This window comes from Streptomyces sp. NPDC004629, from assembly GCF_042873595.1.
In the GTDB taxonomy this organism is placed as follows: Bacteria; Actinomycetota; Actinomycetes; order Streptomycetales; family Streptomycetaceae; genus Streptomyces.
The window spans coordinates 1-13,455 of the sequence record NZ_JBIALO010000052.1 but is presented as its reverse complement, the minus strand read 5'-3'; the positions used below and the strand labels follow the sequence as shown (position 1 = coordinate 13,455).

The 13,455-nt window shown below is 71.1% G+C and carries 11 protein-coding genes; 8 read left to right on the top strand and 3 right to left on the bottom strand.

The features are described 5' to 3' along the window. Window positions 1-11 precede the first annotated feature (11 nt). Window positions 12-1,136 (top strand): DNA integrity scanning diadenylate cyclase DisA, encoded by a 1,125-nt coding sequence (disA, locus tag ACFYTE_RS40245; RefSeq protein ID WP_388721908.1) that lies wholly within the window; start codon window positions 12-14, stop codon window positions 1,134-1,136. 264 nt (window positions 1,137-1,400) lie between these two features. On the opposite strand, the gene ACFYTE_RS40240 is transcribed toward disA, so the two are convergent. Continuing rightward, window positions 1,401-2,219, bottom strand: a complete 819-nt coding sequence (locus ACFYTE_RS40240; protein WP_388721906.1) for a hypothetical protein — start codon at window positions 2,217-2,219, stop codon at window positions 1,401-1,403. 181 nt (window positions 2,220-2,400) lie between these two features. Between ACFYTE_RS40240 and ACFYTE_RS40235 the strand changes: the two genes are divergently transcribed. The 5 genes from ACFYTE_RS40235 (at window position 2,401) to cseC (ending at window position 6,882) form a co-directional block, all read left to right on the top strand. Then, window positions 2,401-3,276 (top strand): A/G-specific adenine glycosylase, encoded by an 876-nt coding sequence (locus tag ACFYTE_RS40235; RefSeq protein ID WP_388721904.1) that lies wholly within the window; start codon window positions 2,401-2,403, stop codon window positions 3,274-3,276. 265 nt (window positions 3,277-3,541) lie between these two features. Continuing rightward, complete coding sequence (locus tag ACFYTE_RS40230; RefSeq protein WP_388721902.1) at window positions 3,542-4,081, top strand: SigE family RNA polymerase sigma factor; 540 nt, start codon at window positions 3,542-3,544, stop codon at window positions 4,079-4,081. Next, window positions 4,069-4,737, top strand: a complete 669-nt coding sequence (locus ACFYTE_RS40225; protein WP_388721900.1) for a hypothetical protein — start codon at window positions 4,069-4,071, stop codon at window positions 4,735-4,737. The genes ACFYTE_RS40230 and ACFYTE_RS40225 overlap by 13 nt, the downstream gene beginning before the upstream one ends. 84 nt (window positions 4,738-4,821) lie before the next feature. Further along, window positions 4,822-5,526 (top strand): two-component system response regulator CseB, encoded by a 705-nt coding sequence (gene cseB / locus ACFYTE_RS40220; protein WP_388721898.1) that lies wholly within the window; start codon window positions 4,822-4,824, stop codon window positions 5,524-5,526. Window positions 5,527-5,538: 12 nt separating this feature from the next. Beyond that, complete coding sequence (cseC, locus tag ACFYTE_RS40215; protein ID WP_388721896.1) at window positions 5,539-6,882, top strand: two-component system sensor histidine kinase CseC; 1,344 nt, start codon at window positions 5,539-5,541, stop codon at window positions 6,880-6,882. Window positions 6,883-6,970: 88 nt separating this feature from the next. Here the strand turns inward: cseC and ACFYTE_RS40210 are convergent, their stop codons facing one another. After that, on the bottom strand, window positions 6,971-8,560 hold the full coding sequence (locus ACFYTE_RS40210) for an MDR family MFS transporter (RefSeq protein ID WP_388721894.1): 1,590 nt from the start codon (window positions 8,558-8,560) through the stop codon (window positions 6,971-6,973). A 125-nt stretch (window positions 8,561-8,685) separates the two neighbouring features. On the opposite strand from ACFYTE_RS40210, the gene ACFYTE_RS40205 reads away from it, so the two are divergent. Then, complete coding sequence (locus ACFYTE_RS40205; RefSeq protein ID WP_388721892.1) at window positions 8,686-9,288, top strand: TetR/AcrR family transcriptional regulator; 603 nt, start codon at window positions 8,686-8,688, stop codon at window positions 9,286-9,288. Here the strand turns inward: ACFYTE_RS40205 and ACFYTE_RS40200 are convergent. Continuing rightward, complete coding sequence (locus ACFYTE_RS40200) at window positions 9,285-9,884, bottom strand: M23 family metallopeptidase (RefSeq protein ID WP_388721890.1); 600 nt, start codon at window positions 9,882-9,884, stop codon at window positions 9,285-9,287. The two genes, ACFYTE_RS40205 and ACFYTE_RS40200, sit on opposite strands and share 4 nt — an antisense overlap. Before the next feature lie 389 nt (window positions 9,885-10,273). On the opposite strand from ACFYTE_RS40200, the gene ACFYTE_RS40195 reads away from it, so the two are divergent. Further along, window positions 10,274-13,333: an NACHT domain-containing protein gene (locus tag ACFYTE_RS40195; RefSeq protein WP_388721888.1), complete on the top strand. Its 3,060-nt coding sequence runs from the start codon at window positions 10,274-10,276 to the stop codon at window positions 13,331-13,333. Window positions 13,334-13,455: the final 122 nt, after the last annotated feature.

Sequence of the window (13,455 nt, the reverse complement as noted above, 5' to 3'; positions counted from 1 at the left end):
GGAGGAGTGCAGTGGCAGCCAACGACCGGGCAGCAGCTCCCGGAAAGTCCGGTGGGAGTGCCGGTTCCGATGGCCTGATGCGCGCCTCGCTGAGCGCCGTGGCACCCGGTACGGGCCTGCGCGACGGTCTGGAGCGGGTTCTGCGGGGCAACACCGGCGGACTGATCGTGCTGGGCTCCGACAAGACCGTCGAGGCGATGTGCACGGGCGGTTTCGTGCTGGACGTGGAGTTCACCGCGACCCGGCTGCGCGAGCTGTGCAAGCTCGACGGCGGCATCGTGCTCTCCTCCGATCTGTCCAAGATCCTGCGGGCGGGTGTCCAGTTGCTCCCGGACCCGACGATCCCGACGGAGGAGACCGGCACCCGGCACCGCACGGCGGACCGGGTCTCGAAACAGGTGGGTTTCCCGGTGGTCTCCGTGTCCCAGTCGATGCGTCTGATCGCCCTGTACGTCGACGGACAGCGCCGGGTCCTGGAGGACTCGGCGGCGATCCTCTCCCGCGCCAACCAGGCGCTCGCCACCCTGGAGCGCTACAAGCTGCGCCTGGACGAGGTCGCGGGCACGCTGTCGGCGCTGGAGATCGAGGACCTGGTGACCGTCCGCGATGTGTCGGCGGTCGCGCAGCGCCTGGAGATGGTGCGCCGCATCGCCACCGAAATCGCCGAATACGTGGTCGAACTGGGCACCGACGGGCGTCTGCTCGCCCTCCAGTTGGACGAGTTGATCGCGGGCGTCGAGCCGGAGCGCGAGCTGGTGGTACGGGACTATGTGCCGGAGCCGACGGCGAAGCGTTCCCGCACGGTGGACGAGGCCCTGTCGGAGCTGGACGCGCTCAGCCACGCCGAGCTGCTGGAACTCCCCACGGTGGCCCGGGCGCTGGGCTACACCGGCTCCCCCGAAACGCTCGACTCCGCGGTGTCGCCGCGCGGCTTCCGCCTCCTGGCCAAGGTGCCGCGGCTCCCGGGCGCGATCATCGACCGTCTCGTGGAGCACTTCGGCGGACTGCAGAAGCTCCTCGCCGCGAGCGTCGACGACCTCCAGACGGTGGACGGCGTCGGCGAGGCCCGAGCCCGCAGTGTCCGCGAGGGCCTGTCCCGTCTGGCGGAATCCTCAATCCTGGAACGCTACGTCTGACCGTCCCGGCTCCGGCACACGCACCGGCTCCGGCACGCTCGTCGGCTCCGGCACACGCACCGACACCGCACCGGTCTCGGGCACGAGCACGTCCGAAACCGCAGCGGCTTCGGGCAATGGGGCATCGCGACGCATCGGCCTCCGGCACCGGAACCGGCGCACAACGCAACGACCGCGGACGGAACGCCGCACGTCCGCCGGGCGCGGTTCGGGCGGCCGTGGCGCTCCGGTGACGGCGCGGCCCAGTGGGCGCTCAGCTGCGCGTCAGTCCGCCGTCAGGACGAAGGAGGTCTGGGACTTTTCGAAGCCGGGGGCCTTGGCCTCGACCAGGTAGGTGCCGGGGGCGGCCGAGCCCGACGGGGGCGTGGCGCACTCGGGGGCGCTCGGCCTGCGGTCCCACTTCACGGTGTAGGTGACGCTGCTGCCCGCCGGCACCCGGTACACCAGGCTTCCCGCGCCCTTCGGGCAGTCGGCGGACGACCAGTAGTCGTCGCTGTCGTCCGCGGCCGTGATGGTCAACACGGACTTCTTCGGGCCGAGATCGACCTTGCAGTCACCGGACGAAGAGTTCTTCGCGATGAGTTCGAAGGTCGGCCGCTGCCCGGGCGCGTAGGTGTTGTGCAGGCTGCGCAGGCTCAACGTCACCGCGCCGGGCGTGCAGTTGGGCAACCCTGAGGACGCGGGGAGCGTGGGCCCCGCACCCGTACCGCCGCTGCCCGACCCGTCGCCCGCCCCCGTACCGGACCCCGAGGAGTCACCGTCGTCCGACCCGGCGGAGCCGTCCGTGGTGCCGCCGTCGCCCACCCCGGCGCCGTCGTCGCCCGATCCCCCGCCGCCCGACTCGTCCCGCCCGCCAGGGTGTTGGCTTATCGCGGACCCCGACGGCGACGGCCCCGCCGTGATCGTGGGCGCGGGGCTCTTGCCGTTGGACCCGTCGGCGCTCTTCTTCTCGCCCCCGCCGCCCGAGGTCACGATCCAGGTGACCAGCAGCGCCAGCAGGGCGACCACGGACAGCAGAACGACCCTCCGGCGCCAGTAGATGGAGGAGGGAAGCGGCCCGATCGGATTGCGCAGAGATCCCACGGCGCAAACTGTACGAGAGATCGGCGCGCTTGCTTGCGCCACCCGCCGCCCACAGCCCAACTTTTCCAGATCATCATCCCGGTAACTTCCGTAGGGAGGAGCGCCCTTCAGTCGCCACGCGCCCCGGCCCGGCGGTGCCGCGGAGCACGTCAGCCCCACCCGTGGCAGGATCGGGAGGGCCATGACTGAGAAGCTCCACGCCCCCGTGATCGCCTGGTTCGACGCCCATGCCCGCGACCTCCCCTGGCGCCGCCGGGAGGCGGGCCCGTGGGGCGTGATGGTCAGCGAGTTCATGCTCCAGCAGACGCCGGTCAACCGCGTACTGCCGGTCTATGAGCAGTGGCTGGCCCGCTGGCCGCGCCCCGCCGATCTGGCCGCGGAAGCCCCCGGTGAGGCCGTCCGCGCCTGGGGCCGGCTCGGCTACCCGCGCCGCGCCCTGCGGCTGCACGGCGCCGCGGTCGCCATAACGGAACGGCACGGCGGCGACGTGCCGACGGACCACGCGCAACTGCTCGCGCTGCCCGGCATCGGCGAGTACACGGCGGCGGCCGTGGCCTCGTTCGCGTACGGGCAGCGGCATGCCGTGCTCGACACCAATGTGCGCCGGGTCTTCGCGCGGGCGGTCACAGGCGTGCAGTACCCGCCGAACGCCACCACGGCGGCCGAGCGCAGGCTGGCCCGCGAACTGCTGCCCGAGGAGGAGCGGACCGCCGCGCGCTGGGCCGCCGCCTCCATGGAGCTGGGCGCGCTGGTGTGCACGGCGAAGAACGAGATGTGCCGGCGCTGTCCGATCGCCGACCAGTGCGCCTGGCATCTGGCGGGCAAGCCGGAGCACGAGGGCCCGCCGCGCCGCGGTCAGACGTACGCCGGGACCGACCGCCAGGTGCGCGGCAAGCTCCTCGCCGTGCTGCGCGAGGCGCACGCGCCCGTGCCGCAGGCGGCCCTCGACCGGGTGTGGCACGAGCCGGTGCAGCGCGCCCGGGCGCTGGACGGGCTCGTCGCGGACGGTCTGGTGGAGCCGCTGGCGGGCGGCCGTTATCGGCTTCCGCACAGCTGAGGCACAGACAGGTCACAGCAGCGGCGGCTTGGTTACGAGCCATCAGGACGGACAAAAAGCACCAAACTAGGACAGAAAGAAGCCCTCCTTTACCCCGTTCCTACTTCCGTTACACAACCGACGGACAGCCGAGCGCCATCCGCAGGCTGCTCCGCACAACCCCGTGACAACCGCTCCGTACCTTCATTTCCGTGCCCGGCAGACCACCGGGACGGCGCGACGACAGGCACGGGTCGAAGCAGAACGGGGAACGGAGGCGGTTGGAATGGCGCAGGGCGAGGTGCTCGAATTCGAGGAGTACGTCCGCACCCGGCAGGACGCGCTGCTGCGCAGCGCCCGCCGACTGGTTCCGGACCCGGTCGATGCCCAGGACCTGCTCCAGACGGCGCTCGTGCGGACGTACGGCCGCTGGGAGGGCATCGCGGACAAGCGCCTCGCCGACGCCTATCTGCGCCGGGTGATGATCAACACCCGGACCGAGTGGTGGCGGGCGCGGAAGCTGGAGGAGGTCCCCACCGAGCAGCTGCCGGACGCGTGCGTGGACGACGCCACCGAGCAGCACGCCGACCGTGCGCTCCTCATGGACATCATGAAGGTGCTCGCTCCGAAGCAGCGCAGTGTCGTGGTGCTGCGACACTGGGAGCAGATGTCCACGGAGGAGACGGCCGCCGCCCTCGGCATGTCGGCCGGAACGGTCAAGAGCACGCTGCACCGGGCGCTCGCCCGGCTCCGCGAGGAGCTGGAGGCGCGCGATCTGGACGCACGCGCGCTGGAGCGTGAGGAGCGGGAGCGTTGGGCGGCCTGACGGACGCCGGGCCCAGTGCCCGAGGGAGTGTGCAGGCGGTGAGCACGGCGGTGGCCGCGCTCACCGCCCTCGCCCTTTTCGTCGCCGCCTGCGCCACCGGCGGCACCGGCGCCCGTGACGAGGGGCCGGCGCACGCCGACTCGGTCGCGGGCGCTGCGGCCTCCCCCGCGCCCAGCCCCTCCGACAGCTACCAGCGGGTGAACGCGGTCACCCTCGTCAAGGACGACCCGCAGGTCTCGCCCGCGGTCAAACGGGACCTCAAGCCGTGCGCCGCCAACGAGTACCCGGTCGACGTGTCCTACGGCAACCTGACCGGATCGACCGTCGAGGACATTGTGGTCAACGTGCTGACCTGCGGCGACGCCGTGGGAGTCGGCTCGTATGTGTACCGCAGCGAGGGCGGCAGGTACCAGAACGTCTTCCGGGCGGAGGAGTCCCCCGTCTACGCCGAGATAGACCGCGGCGATCTGATGGTGACCAAGCAGGTGTACGAGAAGGGTGACCCGGTCTCCAGTCCGTCCGGCGAGAACGTGATCACCTACACCTGGACCGCGGGCCGCTTCGTCGAGGAGTCCTCCCACCACACCGACTACGGCAACGCGGCGGGCGGCGAGGCCTCGCCGGTGCCGGAACCGACACAGGCACCGGCCGGCTGACGGCGAGCGCGGTGAACCCCGCACACGACACCGGCGTCACAAGGATGACGGCACGAGAACCACACGAGGACTGAGAGCACCGGGATGGCAGAGCAGACCCACGTCCTGTTCGTCGAGGACGACGACGTCATCCGTGAGGCCACCCAACTCGCCCTGGAGCGGGACGGCTTCGCGGTCACCGCGATGCCCGACGGGCTGTCGGGCCTGGACGCGTTCCGGGCCAGGCGCCCCGACATCGCGCTCCTGGACGTCATGGTCCCGGGGCTGGACGGGGTCAGCCTGTGCCGGCGCATCCGCGACGAGTCGACCGTGCCGGTGATCATGCTGTCGGCGCGCGCCGACTCCATCGACGTCGTGCTGGGCCTGGAGGCGGGCGCCGACGACTATGTGACCAAGCCGTTCGACGGCGCCGTACTGGTCGCCCGCATCCGCGCGGTGCTGCGCCGCTTCGGGCACGCCGGCGGGGCCGCGCAGGCCGAGAACCCCGGTACGACGGTGTCCGGCGGCGTGCTGACCTTCGGCGGACTGGAGATCGACACCGAGGGCATGGAGGTGCGCCGGGACGGCCGGCCGGTGGCGCTCACCCCGACCGAGATGCGGCTGCTCCTGGAGTTCTCCTCCGCGCCGGGCACCGTGCTCTCGCGCGACAAGCTGCTGGAACGCGTGTGGGACTACGGCTGGGGCGGCGACACCCGGGTCGTCGACGTCCATGTGCAGCGGCTGCGGACGAAGATCGGCCAGGACCGGATCGAGACGGTCCGCGGCTTCGGCTACAAACTGAAGGCGTGAGCGGGCGGCGACATGAGTCGGTTCATTCGGCGTCCGGTCCGCGGAAAGGTGCTGTCGGCCGGCCTGCGCACGGGGCTCCGCTGGAAGCTGAGCGCGGCGATCGCGCTGGTCGGCGCGCTGGTGGCGATCGCGCTCAGCCTGGTCGTGCACAACGCGGCCCGGGTGTCCATGCTGGACAACGCGCGCGACCTGGCCGACGAGCGGGTGCAGATCGCCCAGCGCAACTACGAGCTGTCCGGGCGGCCGAACTTCCCGAGCATCCAGATCGACGACCCGGAGCTGCCGCCCGAGCTGCGGCAGAAGGTCGGGCAGGGGCGCCGGGCGACGTATGTCACCGACCACGGCGGCCCGGTGCCGGACATCTGGGCGGCGGTGCCGGTCAAGGACGGGCACGTGCTGTCGCTGCACACCCACTTCACCGATCGCAGCACGGACGTGATGAAGGACCTCGACCAGGCCCTGGTCATCGGCTCGATCGCGGTCGTCGTCGGCGGCAGCGCGCTCGGCGTGCTCATCGGCGGACAGCTGTCGCGGCGGCTGCGCAAGGCGGCGGCGGCCGCGAACCAGGTCGCCAAGGGCGAGCCGGACGTCCGGGTGCGGGACGCCATCGGCGGTGTCGTACGGGACGAGACCGACGATCTCGCGCGGGCGGTGGACGCCATGGCGGACACACTCCAGCAGCGGCTTGAGGCCGAGCGGCGGGTCACCGCCGACATCGCGCACGAGCTGCGCACCCCGGTGACCGGGCTGCTGACCGCCGCCGAGCTGCTGCCGCCCGGCCGGCCCACCGAGCTGGTCCTGGACCGGGCCAAGGCGATGCGCACGCTCGTCGAGGACGTGCTGGAGGTGGCCCGGCTCGACGGCGCATCCGAGCGGGCCGAACTGCAGGACATCATGCTGGGCGAGTTCGTCGCCCGGCGGGTGGCCGCCAAGGACCCGGAGATCATCGTGCGCGTGGTGCACGAGTCGGAGGTCACCACCGACCCGCGGCGCCTGGAGCGGGTGCTGTTCAACCTGCTCGCCAACGCCGCCCGGCACGGCAAGCCGCCCGTCGAGGTCACCGTCGAGGGCCGCGTCATCCGGGTCCGCGACCACGGGCCCGGCTTCCCCGAGGAACTGCTCGCCCATGGCCCGAGCCGCTTCCGCACCGGCAGCGAGGACCGCGCGGGCGAGGGACACGGCCTGGGCCTGACCATCGCCGCCGGACAGGCCCGGGTGCTGGGCGCCCGGCTGACGTTCCGCAACGTACGGCCCACGGGCGCGCCGGAGGACGTCCCCGCCGAGGGCGCGGTGGCCGTCCTCTGGCTCCCGGAACACGCCCCGACAAACACCGGCAGCTACCCCATACTCCAGTAGCACCCCGGCACCGGACGGACGGCCCCGCACCGCGCAGAAGGCCCTCCGGGGCGGACACCCGCCGGAGGGCCTTCTGTGCGGACGTGGGTCAGACGGCCTCGGCCGCCGGCGCCTGCGCCGGGGCGGCGTCCGCCGGGTCCTTCTGCGGTCCGCCCTTGAGCGGGACCTCCTTCACGAACAGCGCCGCGACCAGCACGATCACGGCGACCGCCGTGCCCAGCAGGAAGGCGCTGTGGGTGCCCGCGGACACCGCGTGCTGGTACGCCTCGCGTGCCGCCGCCGGCAGCTTGGCCAGGCTCGCCGCGTCCAGCTGTGCGGACTGTTCGGTCAGCTGCCGGCCCGCCGAGCCGGCCCGCTCCGCCATGACGTCCTGGACCCGGTGGTTGAACAGCGCGCCCATGATGGCGACGCCGAACGAGGAGCCGAGCGTACGGAACAGGGTGGTCGACGAGGACGCGACGCCCATGTCCTTCATCTGCACGCTGTTCTGCGCGACCAGCATGGTGATCTGCATCAGGCAGCCCATGCCCAGGCCCAGCACGGCCATGTACAGGCCGGAGGTGAACCGGGAAGTGCCCGTGTCCATCAGTGACAGCAGATACAGACCCGCGACCATCAGCACACCGCCCGCGATCGGGAAGATCTTGTAGCGGCCGCTGTTGGTGGTGACCCGCCCCGCGACCATCGACGTGACCAGCATCGCGCCGAGCATCGGCAGAAGCAGCAGCCCTGAGTTGGTCGCGGACGCACCCTGCACCGACTGCTGGTACAGCGGCAGGAACAGCGTGGCGCCGAACATCACGAAGCCGGTGATGAAGCCGATGACCGACATCAGGGTGAAGTTGCGGCTGCGGAAGATGTGCAGCGGCAGCACCGGCTCGGCGGCCTTGGTCTGCCAGAACACGAAGCCGACCAGCGAGACGATGCCGATGGCGCTCAGTTCCATGATCCGCGCGGAGGTCCAGGCGTACTCGGTGCCGCCCCAGGTCGTCACCAGCACGATCGCGGTGATGCCGACGGTCAGCAGCGTGGCACCCAGGTAGTCGATGCGCGTCTTGGTCCGCTTCTTCGGCAGATGCAGCACCGCGCTGATCGCGGCCAGCGCGATCACGCCGAGCGGCAGGTTGATGTAGAAGGCCCAGCGCCAGCCCCAGTTGTCGGTGATGGTGCCGCCGACCAGCGGCCCGCCGATCATCGCGAGCGCCATGACGCCGGCCATCATGCCCTGGTACTTGCCGCGCTCACGCGGCGGAATGAGATCGCCGATGATCGCCATGACGCCGACCATCAGACCGCCGGCGCCGAGACCCTGCACGGCCCGGAAACCGATCAGCTCGCCCATGTTCTGGGCCATACCGCTCAGCGCGGACCCGATCAGGAAGATCACGATCGAGGTCATGAAGGCGCCCTTGCGGCCGTACATGTCCCCGAGCTTGCCCCAGATCGGGGTGGCCGCCGCGGTGGCGAGCGTGTACCCGGTGACCACCCAGGACAGGTGCTCAAGGCCGCCCAGCTCACCGACGATCGTCGGCATCGCGGTGCCCACGATCATGTTGTCGAGCATCGCGAGCATCATCGCGATCATCAGTGCGAGCAGGACCACGCGCACGCTCTTCGGCTGCTTGCCCTGCTCTTCGGATATCTCCTGGCCCGCCTGGGCCTGCAGTGTGTCCGCCATCGTCCGGCACTCCCCCTGCGGCGGCCACTTACTTGCCGCCCGGCTAGTTGACTACACTGGGGAAGGTAGACCCGTCACTAGCCGGTCGTCAAGTAAGTTTCCGTCAGCGCGCGAGGAGTACGAAAATGGGCGTCACCATGGACGGGACCAAGCAGCAGCGCCGCGGAAACACCCGCCAGCGCATCCAGGACGTGGCGCTCGAACTCTTCGCGGAGCAGGGGTACGAGAAGACCTCCCTGCGAGAGATCGCCGAACGCCTCGACGTCACCAAGGCGGCGCTCTACTACCACTTCAAGACGAAGGAAGAGATCATCGTCAGCCTCTTCGAGGATCTGACGAAGCCGATGGAGGACCTGATCGCCTGGGGCGAGCGGCAGCCGCACACCCTGGAGACCAAGCAGGAGATCATCCGGCGCTACGGCCAGGCGCTCGTCGATGCGGCGCCGCTGTTCCGCTTCATGCAGGAGAACCAGGCGACCGTGCGGGAACTGCGCATCGGCGACTCGTTCAAGGACCGCATGCGCGGCCTGCGCGACATCATCATCGACCCGGACGCGGACCTGGTCGACCAGGTCCGCTGTGTGAGCGCCATTTTCACTCTGCATGCCGGGATGTTCGTCCTCCAGGACCTGGAAGGCGACCCCGAGAAGAAGCGCGCGGCCGTTCTTGAGGTCGCCGTGGACCTGGTGACACAGGCGCACAACGGCGCCGGGAACACCGGGACTTAGACCCGCACGCCCTTGCCGCGCAGGAAGGAGACCGGGTCTATCGCGGAGCCGTAGTTCGGGGTCGTACGGATCTCGAAGTGCAGGTGCGGGCCGGTGGAGTTGCCGGTGTTGCCGGAGCGCGCGATGTGCTGGCCGGCGCCGACGGCCTGACCGGCCCTCACGTCGATCCTCGACAGATGGGCGTACTGGGAGTACGTCCCGTTGCCGTGCTTGATGACGATGGCGTTGCCGTACGCGGGACCGTCACCGGCGCCGTTGCCGCCGGCCTTCACGACGGTGCCGCCGGACGCGGCGACGACCTCGGTGCCGATCGGCACCGCGAAGTCCTGGCCGCTGTGCTTGGCCTTCCACATGCCGCCGGCCTGGTTGAAGCTCGCGGAGAGCGTGTACTGCTTCACCGGGTCGACCCACGCGACCGCACCCCGGGCGGGAGCCTGGGCGGCGGCGGTCGTGGCCGTGACGGCGGTGGCGGGCGTGGCGGCCGCCGCGACCCCGCCGCCCAGTACGGCCGAGACGCCGAGACCGGCGGCAAGGACCGCGGTGCGGTTGCGGAGCAGGGACGTACGGGACCGGCGGGGCGTGACGCGCTGGGACATCGAAACCTCGTGTACTCGGGGACGGGAGACCCGGCCGGAGCGCGGACGACTCCCGGTCGGGCCATCCCTTGGTAACCCCCGACCTTGCCCGCCTCCAAAACCCCTATCTACGAGGCGATCTAGTACCTCATCGGAACATCACCGCCTTTCTTGACAAATGCCTCACTAACCGGACAAGCCTCCTGACAGCGGCGAATCGACTCTCGAAGGACGGGGGTGAATGTCCTAATTTGCCCCGACGCGAACTCTCACTAAGCCGGGTAGTAACGGACATTTGACCTGTGCGGCATGTCACCGAGCCCCTAGATCCATCCCTCGGATGTGACCGGCTCCGGTTAGGCTCCGTCCGTGTTTCTCGTTCGCGGCGGTACGACCACGGGGGTGGACGGATGGAGCCGACGGTACTGGGCAGCAAGCTCGCCTCCAGCGTGATCGGGCCGCTGGTGAAGAAGCTGATCGTCAGCGACGGCCCCGGCGCCGGACTCGTGGACAAGCCGGTACGGCTGACCCGCCTGGTGTCCTTCCGCGGTGAGAAACGCACCCTCACCGAGCAGGACGTCCACCGGCTCGCCGCACGTCTGGTCGAACAGTCGGTGGACTCCCCCGGCGAACCGCCCTTCCCGGCGGACGAACAGCCGGCCGTGGCCGACGCCCTCGCCCGCAGGCTGCTCGCCCTCGGCGACCTGGACATGGACGACGCCCAGGCGGTCCGGCTCGGCCACCGCGAGCTGGCCAAGAAGCTGCACCACGGCTCGGCGGCTCCCGACGGCCTGTCCGCGGATGCCGCCTTCTTCCTCGATTCCGCGACCGAATGGGCCTGCCTGCAGATCCTGGAGTTCTTCACCCGGCGCTCCACCTTTGTCCCGCGCACCCTCGTGGAACAGACCCGCAGCCAGGCCGAACTCATCGCGAAAGTCGACGAGTTGCTGGCCCGTGTCGCACGGCCCGACGCCCGCGACACCGCCTTCGAGCGCCGCTACCTGCCCTACGTCGCGCGCCGGCACGACCACATCACCATCTACGGCGTCGACCTGCGCGACTCACCCGACCGCTGGCCCCTGGAAGTCGCCTACCTGAGCCTGGAGACCACGGGCGACGACGACGCGGGCGACGCCACCCCGGACGAGCACCCTTCCGCGGCCACGGTCCGTCTGGCCGCGGAGGACGCACTGCGCGGCCACGACCGGGTGCTGCTGCGGGGCGACGCGGGCTCCGGCAAGACGACCCTGGTGCAGTGGCTGGCGGTGACGGCCGCCCTGCACGGGAACGGGCGCATCCCGTACGTGCTGCCGCTGCGCTCTCTGATCCGCGCGGGCGCGCTCCCGGCGCCCGCCGCCTTCCTCACCGCCGTGAACTGCCCGCTGTCACCGCCCGAAGGCTGGGCGGAACGCGTCCTGACCGCCGGCCGGGCCCTGGTCCTCGTCGACGGGCTGGACGAGATCCCGGCCGCCGAGCGCCATCGCACCCGCGACTGGCTGCTCGCCCTGATCCACGCCTTCCCCGGCAACCAGTGGCTGCTGACCTCCCGCCCCACCGCCGTACGCCCCGACTGGCTGGCCGCCGAGGGCTTCAGCGAGCGGGCCATGGCTCCGATGCGCCACGCCGACGTCACCACCTTCGTGCGGCGCTGGCACACGGCGGCGCGGGCCGAGGAGTACGAGACCGGGCTGCTGGACTCCCTGCGCACCAAGCGTGACGTGGCCCGGCTGGCCACCAACCCGCTGATGTGCGGCCTGATCTGCGCCCTGCACCGCGAGCGCCGCGGCTATCTGCCCACCGGCCGCAAGGAGTTGTACGACGCCTCCCTCACGATGCTGCTGTCCCGCCGGGACCGGGAGCGGGGCATGGGCGCGGTGGACGGCGTGGAGCTGGGCGAGGAGGCCCAACTGGAGCTGTTGCAGCGCCTGGCCTACGCGCTGGTGCTCAGCGGCCGTACCGAGATGGACCTGGATGCGGCCGAGGGGATCGTGGAGCGCTGTCTGCCGACGGTGGCCCCGGCCGCGGGCCAGGGGGACGCGGCGGCCGTGCTGCGGGCGCTGCTGCTGCGCAGCGGTCTGCTGCGGCAACCGGCCGAGGGCGTCGTGGACTTCGTGCACCGCACCTTCCAGGACTACCTGGGCGCCCGGTACGCCGTGGCGGAGGGCCACCTGGACGTCCTGATGAGCCACGCGGACGACACCCAGTGGGAGGATGTCATCCGCATGGCGGTGGCCCACGCCCGCCCCCGTGAACGCGCCGCGCTGCTACGGCAGTTGACGGCCCGGGAGTCATCCCGGCTGACCTTGCTGGCGCTGGCCTGCCTGGAGCAGGCGACGGCCGTGGATCCGGCGGTGCGGGCGGAGGTGGAGGAGCGTGCGGCGGCACTGATTCCCCCGCGGACCACGCAGGACGCGCGGACGCTTGCCGAGGCGGGGCCGCTGGTGCTGGAGCTGCTGCCAGGTCCCGAGGGGCTGACGGACGAGGAGGCGCGGGGCGTGACGGTCACGGCCTCACTCCTCGGGGACGAGGAGCCGGAGGGGGCGCTGGCGGTGCTGCGCCGGTTCCGGAACCACCCGGACCTGGGCGTCCGGCGTCAACTGGTGGGAACCTGGGGCCGGTTCGACACCGTCGAGTACGCGGCCGAGGTACTGGACCGGCTGGACCGTGCGGAGCTGCACCTGTCCTGCGGGTCGGCCGAACAACTCGCCGCACTGGCCGGGATGCGGCCCTGGTACGAGCTGTCCTTGCAGGGCGAGCACCGGATGGCGGACATCCTGGCCGCCGTGCCGACCGCCGACGCGGTGACTTCGCTCCAGTTGTCGGACAACCCTCATCTCACCGATCTCGGGTCCCTGCTGCCGTTCGGCTCCCTCCACAGGCTGTGGATCGACGACTGCCCGGCGGCGGGCGGCCTGGACCGCCTCTCCGCGCTGCCGCTCAGCCTCTTCGGCTGCTCCGGAATCGGCGACATGACGGGGCTGCGGGCCTTGCGGTCGCTGACCAGGATCACCCTGAGCCAGCGGCTGCCGGGCACCGGCCTCACCGACACCCTGCCGCTCGACGCGCCGTTGGAATTCCTCTTCCTCGGCGCACACAGCACCGACGGCACGGGGCTGCGCGGGGTGCAGCACTGGACCGCTCTGAAGACGCTCAGCCTCGGCCCGCTGACCACGGAAGTGACGGCCGCCGACTGGCGGGCGGTCACCGAACTGCCGGAGCTGACCCAGCTCTACCTGAACGCGCGGATCATCCGGGAGTTCCCGCAGTCCATCGCGCGGATGCCGGAGCTGCCGGGCATCGAGGTGCTGCGGGTCGCCTCGATGACGGGCGAGGAGGATCTGGCCCCTCTGGTGCCCCGGCTGCCGGGACTGCGTTCGGTGACCCTGACCGACCGGCCGGGGCACTCCGTTCCGGTCTCCCGCTTCGCGGGTCTCTTCCCCGGCGCGCAAACAAGCCTGGAGCCCCGCTGACAACGCCCGAAGGAGCCGGTGCCCGCAGGCGGTTTCTAGGGATCGTCGCAACACTTGGTCGTGTTGGTCAGGCTGTGAGTAGTTTATGCAGGCGCTCGGCTGGGGTTTCCCAGCCGAGCGTT